The 17607-nt window shown below is 64.3% G+C and carries 19 protein-coding genes; 10 read left to right on the forward strand and 9 right to left on the reverse strand.

Features of this window, described 5'->3' with window-relative positions:
- Positions 1-392: 392 nt before the first annotated feature.
- The 3 genes from ggt to RT028_RS05995 form a co-directional block, all read right to left on the reverse strand.
- A complete protein-coding gene (ggt, locus tag RT028_RS05985; protein ID WP_312933480.1) occupies positions 393-2060 on the reverse strand; it encodes a gamma-glutamyltransferase in 1668 nt (555 codons plus the stop codon).
- A gap of 72 nt (positions 2061-2132) precedes the next feature.
- Positions 2133-3029, reverse strand: coding sequence for a LysR family transcriptional regulator (locus RT028_RS05990; RefSeq protein WP_312933482.1), 897 nt, complete (start codon positions 3027-3029; stop codon positions 2133-2135).
- 74 nt (positions 3030-3103) lie between these two features.
- Positions 3104-3691 carry an NAD(P)H-dependent oxidoreductase gene (locus tag RT028_RS05995; RefSeq protein ID WP_312933484.1) on the reverse strand — a complete coding sequence of 196 codons (588 nt, stop codon included), beginning with the start codon at positions 3689-3691 and terminating at the stop codon, positions 3104-3106.
- 172 nt (positions 3692-3863) lie between these two features.
- Between RT028_RS05995 and RT028_RS06000 the strand changes: the two genes are divergently transcribed.
- Positions 3864-4178 carry a putative quinol monooxygenase gene (locus RT028_RS06000; protein WP_312933486.1) on the forward strand — a complete coding sequence of 105 codons (315 nt, stop codon included), beginning with the start codon at positions 3864-3866 and terminating at the stop codon, positions 4176-4178.
- Here RT028_RS06000 and RT028_RS06005 read toward each other — a convergent pair.
- Positions 4168-4932 (reverse strand): sulfite exporter TauE/SafE family protein, encoded by a 765-nt coding sequence (locus tag RT028_RS06005; RefSeq protein ID WP_312933488.1) that lies wholly within the window; start codon positions 4930-4932, stop codon positions 4168-4170. The two genes, RT028_RS06000 and RT028_RS06005, sit on opposite strands and share 11 nt — an antisense overlap.
- A 172-nt stretch (positions 4933-5104) precedes the next feature.
- Here RT028_RS06005 and RT028_RS06010 point away from each other — a divergent pair, with 172 nt between their 5' ends.
- The 7 genes from RT028_RS06010 to RT028_RS06040 all read left to right on the forward strand — a co-directional run bounded on the left by RT028_RS06010 (position 5105) and on the right by RT028_RS06040 (position 11346).
- Entirely contained in the window at positions 5105-5710 is a 606-nt protein-coding gene (locus RT028_RS06010; RefSeq protein WP_312933490.1) for a CDP-alcohol phosphatidyltransferase family protein, read from the forward strand.
- Positions 5711-5738: 28 nt separating this feature from the next.
- Positions 5739-7496 carry a bifunctional alpha/beta hydrolase/class I SAM-dependent methyltransferase gene (locus tag RT028_RS06015; protein WP_312933492.1) on the forward strand — a complete coding sequence of 586 codons (1758 nt, stop codon included), beginning with the start codon at positions 5739-5741 and terminating at the stop codon, positions 7494-7496.
- The gene (locus tag RT028_RS06020) at positions 7493-8803 is read left to right on the forward strand and encodes a phosphatase PAP2/dual specificity phosphatase family protein (protein WP_312933494.1); all 1311 of its coding nucleotides are present in this window, start codon (positions 7493-7495) and stop codon (positions 8801-8803) included. The genes RT028_RS06015 and RT028_RS06020 overlap by 4 nt, the downstream gene beginning before the upstream one ends.
- Positions 8800-9234, forward strand: coding sequence for a hypothetical protein (locus tag RT028_RS06025; RefSeq protein ID WP_312933496.1), 435 nt, complete (start codon positions 8800-8802; stop codon positions 9232-9234). Before RT028_RS06020 ends, RT028_RS06025 begins: the two co-directional genes overlap by 4 nt.
- A gap of 7 nt (positions 9235-9241) precedes the next feature.
- On the forward strand, positions 9242-9865 hold the full coding sequence (locus RT028_RS06030; protein ID WP_312933498.1) for a lysophospholipid acyltransferase family protein: 624 nt from the start codon (positions 9242-9244) through the stop codon (positions 9863-9865).
- A gap of 1 nt (position 9866) precedes the next feature.
- Positions 9867-10799, forward strand: a complete 933-nt coding sequence (locus RT028_RS06035; RefSeq protein ID WP_312933505.1) for a phosphatidate cytidylyltransferase — start codon at positions 9867-9869, stop codon at positions 10797-10799.
- 202 nt (positions 10800-11001) lie between these two features.
- Positions 11002-11346 carry a cupin domain-containing protein gene (locus RT028_RS06040; protein WP_312933507.1) on the forward strand — a complete coding sequence of 115 codons (345 nt, stop codon included), beginning with the start codon at positions 11002-11004 and terminating at the stop codon, positions 11344-11346.
- Between the two features lie 438 nt (positions 11347-11784).
- On the opposite strand, the gene mmsB is transcribed toward RT028_RS06040, so the two are convergent.
- Complete coding sequence (gene mmsB / locus RT028_RS06045; protein ID WP_312933509.1) at positions 11785-12675, reverse strand: 3-hydroxyisobutyrate dehydrogenase; 891 nt, start codon at positions 12673-12675, stop codon at positions 11785-11787.
- A 10-nt stretch (positions 12676-12685) separates the two neighbouring features.
- The gene (locus RT028_RS06050) at positions 12686-14212 is read right to left on the reverse strand and encodes a CoA-acylating methylmalonate-semialdehyde dehydrogenase (protein WP_312933511.1); all 1527 of its coding nucleotides are present in this window, start codon (positions 14210-14212) and stop codon (positions 12686-12688) included.
- A gap of 133 nt (positions 14213-14345) precedes the next feature.
- Between RT028_RS06050 and RT028_RS06055 the strand changes: the two genes are divergently transcribed.
- Complete coding sequence (locus RT028_RS06055) at positions 14346-15275, forward strand: LysR family transcriptional regulator (RefSeq protein WP_312933513.1); 930 nt, start codon at positions 14346-14348, stop codon at positions 15273-15275.
- A gap of 163 nt (positions 15276-15438) precedes the next feature.
- On the opposite strand, the gene RT028_RS06060 is transcribed toward RT028_RS06055, so the two are convergent.
- On the reverse strand, positions 15439-15723 hold the full coding sequence (locus RT028_RS06060) for a helix-turn-helix domain-containing protein (protein ID WP_312933515.1): 285 nt from the start codon (positions 15721-15723) through the stop codon (positions 15439-15441).
- The gene (locus tag RT028_RS06065; RefSeq protein WP_312933522.1) at positions 15713-16030 is read right to left on the reverse strand and encodes a transcriptional regulator; all 318 of its coding nucleotides are present in this window, start codon (positions 16028-16030) and stop codon (positions 15713-15715) included. The genes RT028_RS06060 and RT028_RS06065 overlap by 11 nt, the downstream gene beginning before the upstream one ends.
- Before the next feature lie 350 nt (positions 16031-16380).
- Between RT028_RS06065 and RT028_RS06070 the strand changes: the two genes are divergently transcribed.
- Positions 16381-16848 carry a Bro-N domain-containing protein gene (locus RT028_RS06070; RefSeq protein ID WP_312933516.1) on the forward strand — a complete coding sequence of 156 codons (468 nt, stop codon included), beginning with the start codon at positions 16381-16383 and terminating at the stop codon, positions 16846-16848.
- A 217-nt stretch (positions 16849-17065) separates the two neighbouring features.
- Here RT028_RS06070 and RT028_RS06075 read toward each other — a convergent pair.
- Positions 17066-17607 (reverse strand): ATP-binding domain-containing protein (locus RT028_RS06075; protein ID WP_312933518.1); only part of this gene is annotated, 542 nt, incomplete at its 5' end.

Consider the following 17607-nt stretch of genomic DNA (forward strand, 5'->3'; position numbering starts at 1 on the left):
TCGACGTCTTAGGACGAGCGCAGCAGCCCTGTGCACCAGGGCGATGCTCCAGCCCATTGCTCCAGGGCGATGCTGTTGGTTTGCGTTGAATCCATGGCTACGGGGCTGCTCTGCCGCCCCTTGCGGCTGCGATCGCGGTTTGTCCATCAGTACGCGGTGCCTGAATCAGGCCGGCTTCGCCGGCCATCGCGGCTGAAGCCGCTCCAACAGGGACCGAGTGAATCCTCGGCAACATGCCCTGTGGGAGCGACTTTAGTCGCGATGGGCGGCAGCGCCGCCCCAAAACAGGCGGCGCGTTCCGTCTGGCAACGTTCGGTTGCAGCCATTGGCCAGCAACTGGCTCAAACCCTGCTACGACACGTGTGCCAACGCCGCCCCCACCTACGCCTACCTCACTTGACGATCACGCCCACGCCACGACCGCGCGGGTCGGAGGCTGTCTCCAGGGCCGTGCCGGTCACCCGAATCGCCTGCACATCCCCCATGTTCCAGCCCTGGTCTTCGAGGGTGTAGCCCATCTTTTTCAGCTCATCAGCCGCTGGCCCGGTGAGCGGCGCATAGCTGTCGAAGTAGATCGTGTCCTTGGGCAGCAACTGGTGATGCACGCGTTGCGCGGCCACGGCTTTGTCCAGCGGCATGCCGTAATCGTAGAGGTTGTTGATCACCTGAAAGATCGAGGTGAAGATCCGCGACCCTCCCGGTGTACCCAGTACCAGCGTGACCTGCCCGTCACGGGTCACCAGGCTCGGGCTCATGGAAGACAACATGCGCTTGCCTGGCTCGATGGCATTGGCATCGCCCCCCACCACCCCAAACGCGTTGGCCGTGCCTGGCTTGGCGCTGAAGTCATCCATTTCGTCGTTGAGCAGGAAACCTGCGCCCTTCACCACCACGCCGCTGCCATAGTCGAGGTTGAGGGTGTAGGTGTTGCTGACCGCATTGCCCTGTTGGTCGACGATGGAGAAGTGCGTGGTCTGGTGCGACTCCAGCCCCGGCTTGATCGAATCGGTTGCAGAGATGGCCGTCGGGTTGACCTGTGCGGCGCGCTTGGCCAGGTAGTCCTTGGCAATCAGCTGAGCGACCGGCACCTTGGTGAAGCCCGGGTCGCCAAGGTAGTCGGCGCGGTCGGCGAACACGCGCTTTTCGATCTCGGCCAGCAGGTGGATGTAGCGCGCCGAATTGTGCGCAACGCCTTTGAAGTCGGCAGCGCGGTCTTCCTTGATGCCCAGCAACTGGGCCAGGGCAACACCGCCAGAGCTCGGTGGCGGCGCGGTGTACACCACGTTGCCGCGCCAGTTGATGGCGATCGGATCACGCCACACGGCCTTGTAGTCATTGAGGTCTTCACGGGTGATCAGGCCCTTGTCGGCCTGCATCTGCTGGACCAGCAGTTCGGCGGTCTTGCCCTGGTAGAACTCGCTCACGCCCTTGTCGGCGATACGCTCCAGGGTCATGGCCAGTTCCGGCTGCTTGAACGGCTGGCCGACCTTCATGCTGCCGAAGTAGTCGTTGAAGTTGGTGCCGGCCTTGAACAGGCCCTGGGCATCGTCGCGGTACTGGTATTGCTTTTCGGCAATGGCAAACCCGTTCCTGGCGTAGCCGATGGCCGGGGTCAGCAATTCGCTCCATTTGAGCTTGCCGAACTTCTGGTGCGCTTCCCAGAGGCCCATCACCGTGCCCGGCACGCCGGCCGCGCGGGCGCCGACCAGGCTGAGGTTCTCGATCAGTTCGCCTTTTTCGTCCAGGTACATGTTGCGTGTCGCCGCCTTGGGCGCCACTTCGCGGTAGTCGAGGAAATACGGCTTGCCATCGACGTACAAGGTCATGAAGCCGCCACCGCCGATGTTGCCGGCTTCGGGGTAGGTCACCGCCAGGGTGAAGGCGGTGGCCACGGCGGCGTCGACAGCATTGCCGCCGCGCTTGAGGATGTCGGCAGCGACCTTGGCGGCGTATTGATCAGGCGCAGCCACCGCGCCGCCCTCGAGGGTTACCGCGTAACTGGCTGAACTGCCAAGGAGCAAGGCGGTAACGGCGAGGGATTGAAACATGACGATGCGCATGGGCACTTTCCTTGTAGGCTTTTCTTATTGACCCCTCATTAAGGCCCAAGGCAAGGCGCGGCGCAAACGCCTTCAACACGCGTACACGGCCAGCTTCTGCTGAATGAAGTCGAGAAAGCACTGGATACGCAGGGCCAACTGCGTATTGCGGTAGTACACCGCGTGGATCGGCTGGCGATGGCCGCTGTTGGCCTCGGCGAGCAGCACCTGCAAGCGGCCGTCGCGAATGTCCTGGTGGGTCATGAAGTGCGACAGGCAGACGATGCCCTCCCCGGCCAGGGCCAACTGGCGCAGGGTCTCGCCGCTGGAAGCCAGTAGCTGCGGGCGTATCGGCCAGCGGTCACCGTCGGCGTGGCGCAGGGGCCAGTGGTTGAGGCTCTCCGGTTGGCTGAAGCCGAGCAGGCAGTGATCGTTCAGCGCTTCGACCCGTTCGGGAACACCACGGCGCGCCAGGTATTGCGGGCTGGCCAGCACCAGCAGCGGGCTGCAGCCGAGCGAGCGGGCATGCAGGCTGGAATCGCTCAGTTCGCCAATGCGGATGGCGATGTCGGTGCGCTGTTCGAGCAGGTCGATGATCAGGTCATCGGTATTGAGTTCCAGCTCGATGTCAGGGTAGGCGCGGCGGAATTCGCCGATCCACGGCACGATGGCGTGGGACATGAACGGCGCGGCGGCGTTGATGCGCAAGCGCCCGGCCGGGGTTTGCCGATGCAGCTCCAGGTGTTCTTCCATCGCGGCCATCTGCGCGAGGATCGCCCGCGAGCGGTCGAGGAAGAAACGCCCCTCTTCGGTCAGGTCCATGCGCCGTGTGGTGCGGTTGAGCAAGGTGGTGCCCAACCGAGATTCGAGCCGCGACAAAGTGCGGCTGACCGCCGAGGGTGTCTGTGCCAGCTGTTCGGCAGCGGCAGAGATCGAACCGCAGTCGATCACCGTGACGAACACCTGAAGTTCTTCGGAGCGGGTTTTCACAGCGGGCCTGCCTGTTGCGGGGTGAGCCGTGATTGATAACGGCTCGCCGGCCTGACCGCAACCCTGGCGGCGCATCAGGCCTGCCCGAACACCTCGGCCAGGTGTGCTTCATAGGCCGCGACCGTGGCCGGCACGTCAGGCCGCTTCATCACGTCGACTGCGACGAACGTCGGCAGGCCGCCCATGCCAAGAAACTGGTGGGCCTTGTGGAACGGGAAGTAGACGGCGTCCACCCCTTTGCCTTCAAAGAAATCGCTGGGGTCATCGAAGGCCTGCTGCGGGGCGTTCCAGGTCGCGGAAATCATGTAGCGCTTGCCGTGAACCAGCCCGCCGCTGCCGTATTTCTGCGAAGCATCGGAACGGGTACGCCCGTCACTGGCATACAGGCTGCCATGGCCGGCGGTGAACACTTCATCGATGTACTGCTTCACCGTATAGGGCGCGCCCATCCACCAGCCGGGCATCTGGTAGATCACCACGTCGGCCCAGAGCCAGTCCTGCACCTGTTGTTCGACGTCATAGCCGCCGTCGATGAAGGTCTGGCGCACGTTGAAACCGGCGCGGTCGAAATAGGCCAGGGCGGTGTCGTGCAGGGTCTGGTTGAGGCGCCCGTCGGAGTGGGCGAACTGCTTGCCGCCGTTGAGCAGAAGGATGTTTTTCATGAAGAAGGCCTCGGAGGGTCAGGCATGACCCGCTGGATAGGAATGACGGCAGACTATCCATCGCCAGGCCCGGGAAACAGTGTGAGCGAGGCAAATCATAGTTGCGCAAGAATCACGAATCTTCCTTCGACTGTTGTCATAGACTCAGAACCCTCACCCTCAGGAGCCGACCATGGCCGACCACCACGCCTTCATTCTCAAAGCCAAGACCCACCCCGAGCGCGCCGATGCCTTCGAGCGGCTGTTCCGCGCCTATGTCGGGCCCAGCCGGCAGGAGCCTGGCTGCATCGAATACCACATGCTGCGCGACCAGCAGGACCCAAGCCTGTTCATCTTCTTCGAGGTCTGGGCCAGCGAGCACGACTTCAACACGCACATGGCGCTGCCGCACATGCGCACCTTCGTCGAGCAGCGCATGGAGTATCTGCAAGGCGATTTCGACATTCAGCGCATCGAAATGCTCAGCCCCTCCTCGGCTAGCCGTTGAGCAGCAAGTGAGCGCCGAGCACGGCCAGGCCAATGAAGAAGCAGCGCTTGAACAGCACCGGGCTGATGCGCTGGCGCAACCATTGACCGGCGATCATGCCCAGCAGCGCGGGCGCCAGCATCAGCAGTGACGCGCCCAGGGCCTGACCGCCCAGCGCATCCTGTCCCGCCAGGCCTACGGCCAGGGCCAGGGTGGAAACGGTGAAAGACAGCCCCAGCGCCTGTACCAGCTCATCGCGGCTCAAGCCCAGACTCTGCAGATAGGGCACCGCAGGCATGACGAACACGCCGGTGGCGGCCGTCACCACCCCCGTCACCAGCCCGCACAGCGGCCCCAGCCAGCGCTCGTGCCGAGGCGCTACCTGCAACTGCGGGCCGATCAGCCCATACAGCGCGTACACCAGCAGCGCCGCGCCCAGCCCATGCACCGCCCACGGCCCACTGTCGATGCCCAGCCACAGGCTGCCCAGGCAGGTGCCCACGAAGATCATCAGCAGCAGGCTGCCCAGGCGCCGCAGCAGCGCACGCAAGTGCCCGCCCGTGCTCAGTTGCCAGAGGTTGGTGACCGTAGACGGCACGATCAGCAGCGCAGCCGCCTGGGCCGGCGGCAGACCCAGGCCGAGCAGGCCCATGGCAATAGTTGGCAAGCCCAGGCCGATGACGCCCTTGACGGCCCCTGCCAACAGGAAAGTTACCAGCACCAGCAACGAAAGTGCCGGGCCGATGTCCTGATACAAACCGATGAATGTGTGCATGGCGGGCATCGTGCCGTCTCTTGCCCCGGCTGACAACTGCCTTCGCGAGCGCCGCCGCCCTGGAAAGCCTACCGCGTCAGGACCCGATCACGCTGTGGGCTGCGCGCGCTTGCGGCGCCCCTGCAGGGCACGCACAATCGGCCATCGCTGCACCATGAAAAGGACTCCAGGCATGCCGTCGATCTACCAGCTCAAACCCCGTTTCCAAGCCTTGCTGCGCCCCGGCGTGCAGCGTCTGTACGCGCGTGGCGTCACCGCCAACCAGGTCACCGTGGCCGCAGCGGCCGTGTCGGTGCTGCTCGGCCTGCTGCTGGCGTGGCGCCCGGATGCCACCGCGCTGTTCCTGCTGGTGCCGCTGTGGATGCTGCTGCGCATGGCCCTCAATGCCGTCGACGGCATGCTCGCCCGTGAATTCGGCCAGCAATCGACCCTCGGCGCCTACCTCAACGAACTGTGCGACGTGATCGCCGATGCGGCGCTGTACCTGCCCTTCGCGCTGCTTGCCGGTGTTTCACCGAGCCTGGTGATCCTGGTGGTGCTGGTCGCGGTGATCAGCGAGTACGCCGGCGTGATGGGCCCGCTGGTGGGCGCCTCGCGTCGCTATGACGGGCCAATGGGCAAGAGCGACCGCGCCTTTGCCTTCGGCGTGCTCGGGGCGGGCGTGGGCGTCGGCGTGCTCGCCGCCAGCTGGGTCAATGGTCTGCTCGTGGTGATTCTGCTGCTGTCGCTCTACACCCTCTACAACCGGGTACGTCACGGCCTCGCCGAAACCCGCTGACCCTTTCTGCCGAACAAGGACTTTCGCCATGCGCCAAGCGCAATCGCTGCATTTTTCCACTCACGATGGGGTCGAGCTGCACTACCGCCACTGGCCGGCCACGCTGAACGAGCACCAGCCGCGCCGCGCGGTGGTGATGTTCCACCGCGGCCACGAACACGGCGGGCGCATGGCTCACCTGGCCGATGAACTGGACATGGCCGGTTGTGACTTCTTTGCCTGGGACGCCCGTGGCCACGGCCTCTCGCCTGGCGCGCGCGGTGACAGTCCGAGTTTTGCCACCAGCGTGCGCGACGTGCAGACCTTCATCGAGCACTTGCAGCGGCAGCACGGTATCGAAGAACCGAACATGGTGGTGCTGGCGCAAAGCGTCGGCGCCGTGGTGGTGGCCACCTGGGCGCACGACTATAACCCCAAGGTGCGCTGCCTGGTGCTGGCCTCGCCGGCGTTCAAGGTCAAGCTCTACGTGCCCTTCGCCCGCCCGGGCCTGAAGCTGATGAAAGCCGTGCGCGGCAACTTCTTCGTCAACAGCTACGTCAAGCCGCGACTGCTCACCCATGACGCGGACCGAGTGGCTTCGTACAAGGCCGACCCGCTGATCAGCCGACCGATTTCGGTGACCATGCTGCTGGGCCTGTACGAAGCCGCCGACCGTGTGGTGGCCGATGCCCAGGCGATTCAGGTACCGACGCAACTGCTGGTTTCCGGCGCCGACCTGGTAGTGGAACGTGCCCCGCAGGAACGCTTCTTCGAGCGCCTGGGCAGCGCGCGCAAGGAAATGCATGTGCTGCCGGGGTTCTTCCACGACACCCTGGGCGAACGTGAGCGCAGCCATGCGCTGGCGCGGATCACCCGTTTCGTCAGCCATTGCTTCGAGGCACCGGCCGCGCCGGTGTCGCTGCTCGATGCCGACCGCGTCGGTCCGACCCTGGCCGAGGCCGAAAGCCTGGCTGCCCCTTTGCCGCGTTACTCGCCGCGCGCCCTTTACTGGCGTGCCACCCGCGCCGGGTTACGCCTGGGCAAGGGGCTGTCGGACGGCGTGAAGCTGGGCTTTGACACCGGCTTCGACTCCGGCAGCACGCTCGATTACGTGTACCGCAACCAGGCTACCGGCAAGGGCGCGCTGGGGCAGAAGATCGACCGCAGCTACCTCGATTCCATCGGCTGGCGCGGCATCCGCCAGCGCAAGCTGCATGCCGAGGAACTGCTACGCGAGGCCATCGCCCGCCTGCGCGACGCGCAACGCCCCGTGCACATCGTCGACATTGCCGCCGGTCACGGTCGCTACATCCTCGAAGCCTTGAACACCCTGGCGGAAAAACCCGACTCGATCCTGCTGCGCGACTACAGCGAGCTGAACGTGCAGCAGGGCAGCGCGCTGATTCAGGCAAAGGGCCTTGGCGAGATTGCCCGCTTCGTGCAAGGCGACGCCTTCGACCGTGCAAGCCTGGCCAGCCTGGATCCACGACCCACCCTGGCGGTGGTGTCCGGGCTGTATGAACTGTTCGCCAGCAACACACTGGTGAGCAACTCCCTGGCGGGCCTGGCCGATGCCGTCGAGGAAGGCGGTTACCTGGTCTATACCGGCCAGCCGTGGCACCCGCAGCTGGAGATGATCGCCCGCGCCCTGACCAGCCACCGTCAGGGCCAGGCGTGGGTGATGCGCCGGCGTAGCCAGGCGGAGATGGACCAGTTGGTCGAAGCCGCAGGTTTTCGCAAGATCAGCCAGCGCATCGATGAATGGGGCATCTTCAGTGTCAGCCTGGCGCAGCGGGTGCGCGCGTGACAGCGCGGCGTGAGCCACGGCTGATCCGCCGTGGCGTGCTGTGGTTGCTGTTGCTCGGACCGCTGTTCTTTCTCAGCTACGGGCTCAGCAACACCTATACCGCCACGCGCAGTGACGTCGGCACGCTGGTCTTCGACTGGGAAAGCCACCTGCCACTGTGGCCGTGGACGATCATCCCGTACTGGTCGATCGACCTGCTCTACGGGCTAGCCTTTCTGCTGCCGCTGACCCGCCGCGAGATGGACCGCCACGCGTTGGCACTGCTCACCGCGCAGCTGCTGTGCGTGGCGGGTTTTCTGCTTTGGCCGCTGCGTTTCACCTTTGACCGCCCAGCGCTCGAAGGCGGCTTTGGCTGGATGTTCGATGTGCTGATGGGCTTCGACAAACCGTTCAACCAGGCGCCCTCCCTGCACATTGCACTGCTGGTGATCATCTGGACGATGTTCGCCCGGCATGTGCAAGCCCAACCCTGGCGCTGGTTGGTGCATGGCTGGATGGCACTGATCGGGGTGTCGGTGCTGACCACCTGGCAGCACCATTTCATCGATGTGCCCAGCGGCGCGTTGGTCGGGCTGTTGTGCCTGTGGCTGTGGCCGGCGGAGGGTGCCTTGCCGTGGCAGCAGGCGGCCGTGGCCAGGGATCCCCGACGTTGGCAACTGGCTGCAGCGTACGGCCTGGGCGCGGTGGTGTGTACCGCACTGGCGCTGACCCTGGGCGGCCTCGCGCTGTGCCTGCTGTGGCCTGCGGTGGCGCTGCTGCTGGTGGCGCTGAATTATGCCTGGCTGGGCGCGGCCGGCTTTCAGAAAGGGGCCGACGGGCGGCTGTCGATGGCAGCGACGCTGCTGCTGGCGCCGTATCTGGCGGCAGCAGCCTTCAATGCACGGTGGTGGGCGCGCCGGCGCCCGCAGGCGGATGAAATCTGTGATGGCGTGTGCTTGGGCCGGATACCCAGCGCGCTCGAAGCCGCCTCGTACAGCGCTGTAGTGGACCTCTGTGCAGAGCGCCCGTGCTGCGTGGACACGGCCCATTACCAGAGCCTGCCGAGTCTCGATCTGGTCGCCCCGGACGGCGCAGTACTGGCCCAGGCGGCCGCAGAGATCGAAACCCTGCGTCGCCACGGCCCGCTGCTGGTGTGCTGCGCATTGGGCTATTCGCGCAGCGCCAGCGCGGTGGCGGCCTGGCTGTTGTTGACCGGGCGCAGCACGACATTGGCGCAGGCCGAAGCACTGATCCGCCAGGCGCGGCCTGGGGTGGTGTTGCACACAGGTCACCGCCAGGTGCTGGCGACGCTGGAGCCACGCGCGTGAAGTTGTTCGTCGTTGCGTCACTGCTGCGCCGCGGCGCGCAACTGGAGCGCTTGTCCGATGGCATCACGCTGGTGGCGCTGGCCTACGCGTGCACCCCCTTGCTCGGGCTGCCCCTGCCGCCACTGGCCCGAGCGGGCGCAGGGCTGCTGGTCGTGCTGGGCCTTGCTCACAAGTACTGGGCCCTGCGCGTGGCACTGGATGCCGAGCTGTTCGCGCACATGGCCCAGAGCGGCCCGACGCTCGCCGTCCAGACTCAGGCGCTGGACGCTGCCCTGCACGACCTGCACCTCAAACCCGAATCCGCCACCCCCCGCGACTGGCCGTCCCGCAGCCAGGGCGCGCTGAGCTTGCTGCGCCGCCAGGCCGTGTGTTTCGGCCTCCAGACCCTGCTGCTGCTGGCGATCCTGCTGACAGCCCTTCTCACCGGATAATCCGCCCATGCTCGCTGACCTCACCGCCTTCAGCATCACCTCTGCCGCACGCCTGATCACCGGTGCCCGCGCCCTCTGGCTCGGCTGCACGCCGCAGCCGGTACAGCGCCTGTACTTCGCCAACCACAGCAGCCATGGCGACTTCGTGCTGCTCTGGGCCTCCCTGCCCAACGCCCTGCGCAAGCGCACGCGACCGGTCGCGGGGGCGGATTACTGGTGCAAGCCGGGCATCCGGGAATTTCTCATTCGCAAGGTGTTCAACGGCGTCCTGATCGAGCGCCAGCGCAGCGACTCCGCGCAAAGCCCGCTGCAACCGGTGCTCGACGCGCTGGCGCAAGGTGATTCATTGATCTTCTTCCCCGAAGGCACGCGCAACCTCAGCGAAGAGCCGTTGTTGCCGTTCAAGAGCGGCTTGTTCCACCTCGCGGCGGCCAACCCGCAGATCGAGCTGGTGCCGGTGTGGATCGCCAACCTCAACCGCGTCATGCCCAAGGGCCGTGCCCTGCCGCTGCCGCTGCTGTGCACCCTGAGCTTCGGCGAGCCCCTCGCCCGGCTACCCGATGAAAGCAAGCCGGACTTCCTCGAACGGGCCAGCCTGGCCTTGCTCACCCTGGCCCCCAAGGACGCCTGACATGGACGACAATACCCTTTCCCTGTTCGCCGGCATCGGTGCACTGCTCCTGCTGGCCAGCCTCATCGGCCGCCTGCTCAAGTGGCGCGCCGGCCCAGGCCCGCACTCGGTCATCGACAACCTCAACGCGCGCATCAACGCCTGGTGGGTGATGGTGCTGGTGATCGGCATCGCCTTCGTGTTCGGCAAGTACGGCGTGATCGTGCTGTTCTACTGCGTGTCGTTCTACGCCCTGCGCGAATTCATGACCCTCACCCCCACCCGGCGCAGCGATTACCCCGCGTTGGCCGCCGCGTTCTACGTGGCGCTGCCGGTGCAGTACGTGCTGATCGCCAACGACTGGTACGGGCTGTTCAGCATCTTCATCCCGGTCTACGTGTTCCTGCTGCTGCCGATTCTGGCCAGTTTTGGCGGCGACACCACGCGCTTTCTGGAGCGCACCTCGAAAGTGCAGTGGGGGCTGATGATCGCGGTGTACTGCGTGTCGGCCGTGCCCGCGCTGATGACCCTCGACATCCCCGGCTTCGAGGGCCGCAACCTGCTGCTGATCGCCTGGCTGATCCTCGTGGTGCAGATAAGCGATGTGCTGCAGTACGTGTGCGGCAAGCTGTTCGGCAAGCGCAAGGTGGCGCCCAACCTGTCACCGTCGAAAACCCTCGAAGGCCTGCTCGGCGGCGTGGCGCTGGCGACCCTGGTGGGCGCGCTGCTGTGCTGGATCACCCCGTTCAGCTTCTGGCAGGCGGCGTTGATGGCGCTGGTGGTCAATGCCATGGGCTTCTTTGGCGGGCTGGTGATGTCGGCGATCAAGCGCGACCGCGGCGTGAAGGACTGGGGCCACATGATCGAAGGCCACGGCGGCATGCTCGACCGGATGGATTCGGTGTGCTTTGCGGCGCCGGTGTTCTTCCACTTCGTGCGCTATTGGTGGGCGTGAGATAGCGTCACAGGCTGACTGGCAGGCGCAGCGAGTCGATGTGCCTGATGCTGCGCGGGTTCGATCTTTCACGTGCGGCGGATGCACTGCAGCGAGCGTGAGATAGCGCGTTCAGGCACCTAGAGGGCGAGCGCAGGCAACTGACGCTCGGCCTTACAGCCTATGGTTGCCCGTCAACCCGCTACCTTTCAGGAGCCTGCACATGTCCGATTTCATTACCGTCCTGCGCGAAACCTGCCCAACGCCCGTGGTCGATGCCACCAAGTGGAAGCGCATCGGTGGTGACCCGCACACGGTCAACCTCAACGCCTACCTGTCGGCCGACGGCAGCAAGATCATGGGCACCTGGATCTGCACCCCGGGCAAGTTCGAGGTCAACTACGACAAGTGGGAGTTCTGCCACTTCCTCGAAGGCTACTGCATCATCACCCCTGAAGGCGAAGAGCCCAAACACCTCAAAGGCGGCGACGTGTTCGTGATCGAACCGGGCATGAAAGGCACCTGGGAAGTGGTCGAGACCGTGCGCAAGTATTTCGTGTTTGCCTGATTCGCGTTGATTGCATCACTGACTTCGCCCGCATGATGCGGGCGAAGTCGTTTTCAGTCCGGGTTGCTGGAATATGCGGGCGTCCGAGCGCACAGGGCGCCGCATTGGCACGCGCACAACAGGTTGAACACGCGCTGACATCGCTGCAGCAGCTGCCGGATTTATTCCCGCACGAACATGCCGTTCCCGTAGGAGCGGCTTAAGCCGCGATGGGCGGCGCAGCCGCCCCAAAGCTGCAACCTCCATTCACCTGCTGTTTCGCGACACCTGGATCGGGCCGGCTTTGCCGGCCATCGCGGCTTAAGCCGCTCCTACAGGGGTCGCGTTTTTTCGCGAGACCCGACTGAGCACTGGAGACCGAAGGAGCCTGCCACCGCGTTCCGTGTATGAGCAGCCGGTCCGGCGCTCCGGTTAGCCGCGATGGCCGGCGCGGCAGGCCTAGTCCAGGCGCCGCCGATACCCCTCTACAATCGCCGAGAAGTCCTTCCCACCCTCCCCGCGCAAACTCATCGCCTGATACAGCTGCTGCGCCACGGCCCCCATGATCACCGGCTGGTGCGCCTGCCGCGCCGCCTCTGTCGCCAGGCCCAGGTCCTTGAGCATCAACTCCGCACCAAACCCGCCGGTATACCCCCGCGCTGCAGGCGCCGTGTCGATGATCCCCGGCCAGGGGTTGTAGGTGTCCGAACTCCAGCAACGCCCGGTCGAGCTGTTGATGATGCCTGCCAGCACCTGCGTGTCGATCCCCAGCGCATCGCCCAGCGCCATCGCTTCCGACACGCCGATCATGGAAATGCCCAGCAGCAGGTTGTTGCAGATCTTGGCGATCTGCCCGGTCCCCACGCCGCCACAATGCACGATGTTCCGCCCCATGTGCTCCAGTACCGGCTTGAACGCCGTGAACAGCGCGTCACTGGCGCCGACCATGAAGGTCAAGGTGCCCGCCGCCGCACCGCCCGTCCCGCCCGACACCGGCGCATCGCCCAGGTCCACGCCTTTGCTCTTGGCCGCCTGGCTCACGTCGCGGGCGGTCTGCGGGTCGATGGTGCTGCAGTCCAGCGTCGGCGTGCCGGCGCGGATACCCGCCAGCACCCCGTCATCGCTCAGGTACACGCTGCGCACGTGTGCAGCCGCAGGCAGCATGGTGATCACCGCGTCAGCCGTGGCTGCAGCGTCTTTGGGCGAGGCACTGATCTGCCCGCCCAGGGCGTTCAGTTCAGCGAGCACGTCCTGGTTCAGGTCGAACAGGTTCAGCGAATACCCGGCCTTGAGCAGATTGCGCGCCATCGGCGCGCCCATGTTGCCCAAGCCTATGAATGCAATACGCATGGCGATCTCCTCAACGCAGGCTGATGGTCGTGTTCACACCGTCATTGACGCTGTCATCGTCGAACCAGCGCGCCGTCACGGTCTTGGTCTGGGTGTAGAACTGGATCACCTGCTTGCCGTACGGCCCCAGGTCGCCCAGCTTCGAACCGCGCGAGCCGGTGAAGCTGAACAGCGGCACCGGCACCGGAATCGGGATATTGATCCCCACCTGGCCAACATCGATCTCGCTCTGGAACTTGCGCGCTGCTGCCCCGCTCTGGGTGAACAAACCCGTGCCATTGCCGAACGGGTTGCGATTGACCAGCGCGATGGCCTCATCAAGGGTATCCACGGTCAGGGTCACCAGCACTGGCCCGAAGATTTCCTGGGTGTAGATGTCCATCTCGGTGGTTACATCCGAGAACAGCGTCGGCCCCACGAAGTTACCCTGCTCGTATCCCGGCACCTGCACGCCGCGACCATCCAGGTCCAAGGTTGCGCCCTGCTCGACGCCGCGTGCGATCAACCCCAGCACCCGCTCCCGGGCATGCTGTGAAATCAGCGGCCCGACGTCTGTGCCCGCTTCGCACCCGGCGTTGACCTTGAGCTGCCCGGCTGCGGCCTTGATGTCTGGCAACCACTCACGCGCCTTGCCCACCAGCACCGCCACCGACGTCGCCATGCAGCGCTGCCCTGCGGCCCCGAAGGCGGCGCCAACCAACGCGTTGACCGTTTGCGTGCGGTTGGCATCGGGCAGCACCACCGCATGGTTCTTCGCGCCCATCATCGCCTGCACCCGCTTGCCATGCTGGCTGGCCAAGGTGTGTACATGGGTGCCCACTGCCGTGGAGCCGACGAAGGAAATCGCCTTGATGTGCGGATGCGTGCACAGCGCATCGACCACCTGCTTGCCGCCATGCACCACGTTCAGCACCCCCGCCGGCACACCGGCTTCAAGCGCCAGCTCTACCAGCATCACGGTCGACAGCGGGTCTTGCTCTGAAGGCTTGAGCACGAAGGTGTTGCCGCAGGCAATGGCCATGGGAAACATCCACAGCGGAATCATCGCCGGGAAGTTGAACGGCGTGATACCCGCGCACACGCCGATGGGCTGGCGCAGGGTATAGGTGTCCACGCCACCGGCCACGTTTTCGGCGAACTCGCCCATCTGCAAGGTGCCGATGGCCGCCGCGTGCTCGACCACCTCAAGGCCGCGAAAGATATCGCCCTCGGCATCGGCCAGGGTCTTGCCCTGCTCGGCGCTCAACGTTTGCGCGATGCGCGGGCTGTGCTCGCGGATCAGCGCCTGCAGCTTGAGCATGATGCGCGCGCGCGCGCCGATCGATGTCTCGCGCCAACTGACGAACGCGCGCTGCGCGGCCTCGATCGCCGCCTCTACCTCCGCTTGCGTGGCGAACGGCACGCGCGCCAGCACCTGCTGGGTTGCAGGGTTCACCACATCGCGCCAGTCCTGGGTTTTCGATTCGATCCACTGACCATCGATCAGCAGCTTCACCTGCTGCACCTGGGTCTGATCGGGCTGTTGAGGGGCATTCATCGACGTTCTCCTTGGAATTGTTGTAAGGACGAGATCGCAGGCGCCAGCACAGTGGCAGCATGGCGCCATCAGGATGAATTGGAGTATAGGTGTGCAAACATCCTATAAAACCAGACAAAAAAACCGGATCGTCATGCAGAAAGACCCTACCCGTCTCAGCGCCCTGAACTGGGATGACCTGAAGTTCTTCCTGGAAGTGGCGCGTACCCGCAAGGCCAGCAGCGCCGCCAAACGCCTGGGCGTCGACTACACCACCGTGTCGCGCCGGGTCAGTGCTCTGGAGCACGCCCTCGGCACCTTGCTGTTCGAAAAATCCCGCACCAGCGGCTTCGTGCTGACCCTCGAAGGCCAGCGCCTGCTCGGCTATGCCGAGTCCATCGAAAGCACCCTGCACATGGCCTGCGAGCAGGTCTCCGGTTCCGGCATGGCGCTGTCGGGCCACGTGCGCATCGGTTGCACCGAAGGCTTCGGCACCTTTTTCATCACCCCGCAGCTGAGCCACTTCGTCGACACCTACCCGGCCATCTCCCTCGACATCCTGCCGCTGCCCCACTTCATCAGCCTGTCCAAGCGCGAAGCCGACATCGTCATCGCCCTGGAGCGCCCCGAGCACGGCGCCTACGTGTGCTGCAAACTCTGCGACTACCGCCTGCGCCTGTACGCCACCCCCGACTACCTGGCGCGGCACCCGCCCCTGCAACAGCTCGGCGACCTCGGCCAGCACCGCTTCATCAGCTACGTCGAAGACCTCGCCTTCAGCCCCGAGCTGCTCTACCTGAACAACCTGATCCCCAACGCCCACGCGCCCCTGCGCAGCACCAGCGTGATCGCGCAGTACACGGCGGCGGTGCAAGGGCATGGCCTGGCGATCCTGCCATGCTTCCTGGCGGGGCAGGATGCGCGGCTGGTGGAGGTGTTGCCGGAAGAGGTGGAGGTGACGCGGGAGTTCTGGATGTATTGCCGGGAGGATCTGCGCAAATTGCGGCGGATTGTGTTGGTGTGGGATTACATACGGGCGCAGACGGAGGCGCAGCGGGGGGTGTTGATGGGGGAACGGGGGTGAGCCCGTCGGAGAGGTTTACAAGACAGTGCTGCCACGGATTGGCTGCATGGGCACGCGGTTGAGCTCAGTAGCGGCTCGGTGCACTTACAGGATGATGGCCAACGGAAGGCCTGATGCTTGTTTACGCATCGATTACTCACAGGGCGGTCAACGACCTCGGGCTTCAAATGGTCTGCAAATTTCGAAGTGCCTCCGGATGCTGCCTGGCAACTTGCAGTAAGGTCTGCGCCGCGCCAGTAGGTGTACGTCGGCCCTGTTCCCAGTCCTGCAGCGTACGCAAACTGACACCCAGTAGTGCGGCGAATGCACGTTGAGAGACGCCTACCTTCGCCCGCGCCTCAGCCGCAGCGGAAACCACGACCTGAGTCGTACGTGCCGCTTTGCCCGCTTTCATCTGACGCACTGATGCCAACAGGTCCTGTTGAAAGCGATCCATTTCATGATCCATGAGTAATTTCCTCTTTCAATTGATTCAAGAAGGCAGCAGGGAGATTGTCGAATTTTGCCTTGATATACACGATCAGCAGCCAGATCAAGCCTTCGGAAAGCGCATTGTAGTAGATGACACGAGTGCCACCACGCTTGCCCATTCCTCCACGCGACCAACGTACTTTGCGCAGTCCTGCACAACCAGGAATCACGTCGCCTGCCATAGGATTCAAGGCCAGCCACGTAATGAACTCATGACGCTCCTCATCCCGCCAGATAGCGTCAGAGTGGCGCTTGAAAATCTCGGTTTCGATAATCGTGTACATCGGCGAAATATACGGCATTGCCGTATATCATACAAGGCATGCCGGTCTTATCGCCAAGCTTCGATTCATGACTTCATTAGACACTTGCACTCGTAGATCCCAGCCAGTAAGGTCACCCCGTCGCTGCTCATCAGCGATACAGGATTGGCGTCCTGGCTAGCTTGGAGGCACGAAAGCCGCTGTCGCGGCTTTTTTGTGCCCTGCATGTGGCTGTCCGTTATGGGCGGGCCGTATGTGGGCATCCTCGGATGCGCCGGGGTCCATCTAGCCGGTACGCCAACCCATACGGTTCCGCCCACCCTGATTGGCGTCAGTGGGCGGTAATTGGCACCTCTAGTGGACACCTCAAGATGAACGAACATTTCGAAACTACGCGATTCACGCGTAACAGTCGTTTCCTTCATGCGTTGATACTGGACGCCCAAGCCTGGTTTAGTGCAATCGATCTGGGCCGGCTGATGGGCTATTCCCTGAGTGAGCGGTCCATTCGCAAGCTCGATGCCGATCAGTACCGTGTTCTCAAGCTGAGCCACCATGGCGTTGTGCGGGACACGTTGATGGTCAGTGAGTCAGGTATGTATGCCCTGATGGTCTATCACCAGATCCCCGAGAACCGAAATCTGCGTCAATGGCTCACGCATGAGGTCATTCCCGCGCTGCGCAGCACGACGCACCCCTCGTCCGGAGATCGGCCAGCGCTCAGGACGCTTCAGTGGGCAGGGCACTCGGTCAGCCTTCTGCATTGGCAGAACAGTGCATGGGTCCAATGGCAAGACATGCCCGTGTTGATGCCTAGCGTTACGGGATTGCAGCCATGAGCGCTCTCATGGGCTGGACGTAGCTTTTTGAGTTATCAGGGATCCGTGGGAGCCAACTGCCTTTGAGGCAAATCCGATCAAAGGTGGCAGTTGGACAGGTTCTGTCAGTTGCATCAGTGTTGACGGTATCAGGCCGGCTACGCCGTCCATCGCGACTAAAGTCGCTCCTACAACACCGTGAAGTTTCTAGAATCCACACGGTGGTGTAGGGCCCCCCTCACTCTCCCGCCTCCAACATCAACCCGCTCAACCGCCGCACCCGGCGATTCACCGCCTCTTCGAACACCCCCACCCGTGGCTCCACCAGAGTGAACCACTCCCGCGCGCGGGTGATGCCGGTGTACACCAGCTCCTTGGTCAGCACCGGGTTCAGGACATCCGGCAGGATCAGCGCGGTGTGCTCGAACTCGGAGCCTTGGGATTTATGCACGGTCATGGCGTAGACGGTTTCCACTTCGGTCAGGCGGCTGGGCAGCACCAGGCGCACCCCGCCGCCGCCGTCGTTGCGCGGGAAGGCCACGCGCAGCACCAGGCGGTCGCTGTCTTCGGCTTCGGGCAGGTACAGGGTCACGCCGATGTCACCGTTCATCAGGCCCAGGCCGTAGTCATTGCGGGTGATCAGTACGGGGCGGCCTTCATACCACTGGTGCTCGCCCTGGATCAGGCCGGCACCTTCGAGGGCGCGGGTGGCGCGCTGGTTGACCGCTTCGACGCCCCACGGGCCTTTGCGCACGGCGCAGAGCAGGCGGAAGCGGTCGA

It is taken from the genome of Pseudomonas sp. (assembly GCF_032058845.1).
In the GTDB taxonomy this organism is placed as follows: domain Bacteria; phylum Pseudomonadota; class Gammaproteobacteria; order Pseudomonadales; family Pseudomonadaceae; genus Aquipseudomonas.

Bases quoted from the DNA above. Each gene is read 5' to 3' on its own strand.
- ggt (WP_312933480.1), bottom strand. From the start codon at position 2,060: ATGCGCATCGTCATGTTTCAATCCCTCGCCGTTACCGCCTTGCTCCTT.
- RT028_RS05995 (WP_312933484.1), bottom strand. From the start codon at position 3,691: ATGAAAAACATCCTTCTGCTCAACGGCGGCAAGCAGTTCGCCCACTCC.
- RT028_RS06000 (WP_312933486.1), top strand. From the start codon at position 3,864: ATGGCCGACCACCACGCCTTCATTCTCAAAGCCAAGACCCACCCCGAG.
- RT028_RS06005 (WP_312933488.1), bottom strand. From the start codon at position 4,932: ATGCACACATTCATCGGTTTGTATCAGGACATCGGCCCGGCACTTTCG.
- RT028_RS06010 (WP_312933490.1), top strand. From the start codon at position 5,105: ATGCCGTCGATCTACCAGCTCAAACCCCGTTTCCAAGCCTTGCTGCGC.
- RT028_RS06015 (WP_312933492.1), top strand. From the start codon at position 5,739: ATGCGCCAAGCGCAATCGCTGCATTTTTCCACTCACGATGGGGTCGAG.
- RT028_RS06030 (WP_312933498.1), top strand. From the start codon at position 9,242: ATGCTCGCTGACCTCACCGCCTTCAGCATCACCTCTGCCGCACGCCTG.
- RT028_RS06035 (WP_312933505.1), top strand. From the start codon at position 9,867: ATGGACGACAATACCCTTTCCCTGTTCGCCGGCATCGGTGCACTGCTC.
- RT028_RS06040 (WP_312933507.1), top strand. From the start codon at position 11,002: ATGTCCGATTTCATTACCGTCCTGCGCGAAACCTGCCCAACGCCCGTG.
- mmsB (WP_312933509.1), bottom strand. From the start codon at position 12,675: ATGCGTATTGCATTCATAGGCTTGGGCAACATGGGCGCGCCGATGGCG.
- RT028_RS06050 (WP_312933511.1), bottom strand. From the start codon at position 14,212: ATGAATGCCCCTCAACAGCCCGATCAGACCCAGGTGCAGCAGGTGAAG.
- RT028_RS06055 (WP_312933513.1), top strand. From the start codon at position 14,346: ATGCAGAAAGACCCTACCCGTCTCAGCGCCCTGAACTGGGATGACCTG.
- RT028_RS06060 (WP_312933515.1), bottom strand. From the start codon at position 15,723: ATGGATCATGAAATGGATCGCTTTCAACAGGACCTGTTGGCATCAGTG.
- RT028_RS06065 (WP_312933522.1), bottom strand. From the start codon at position 16,030: ATGTACACGATTATCGAAACCGAGATTTTCAAGCGCCACTCTGACGCT.
- RT028_RS06070 (WP_312933516.1), top strand. From the start codon at position 16,381: ATGAACGAACATTTCGAAACTACGCGATTCACGCGTAACAGTCGTTTC.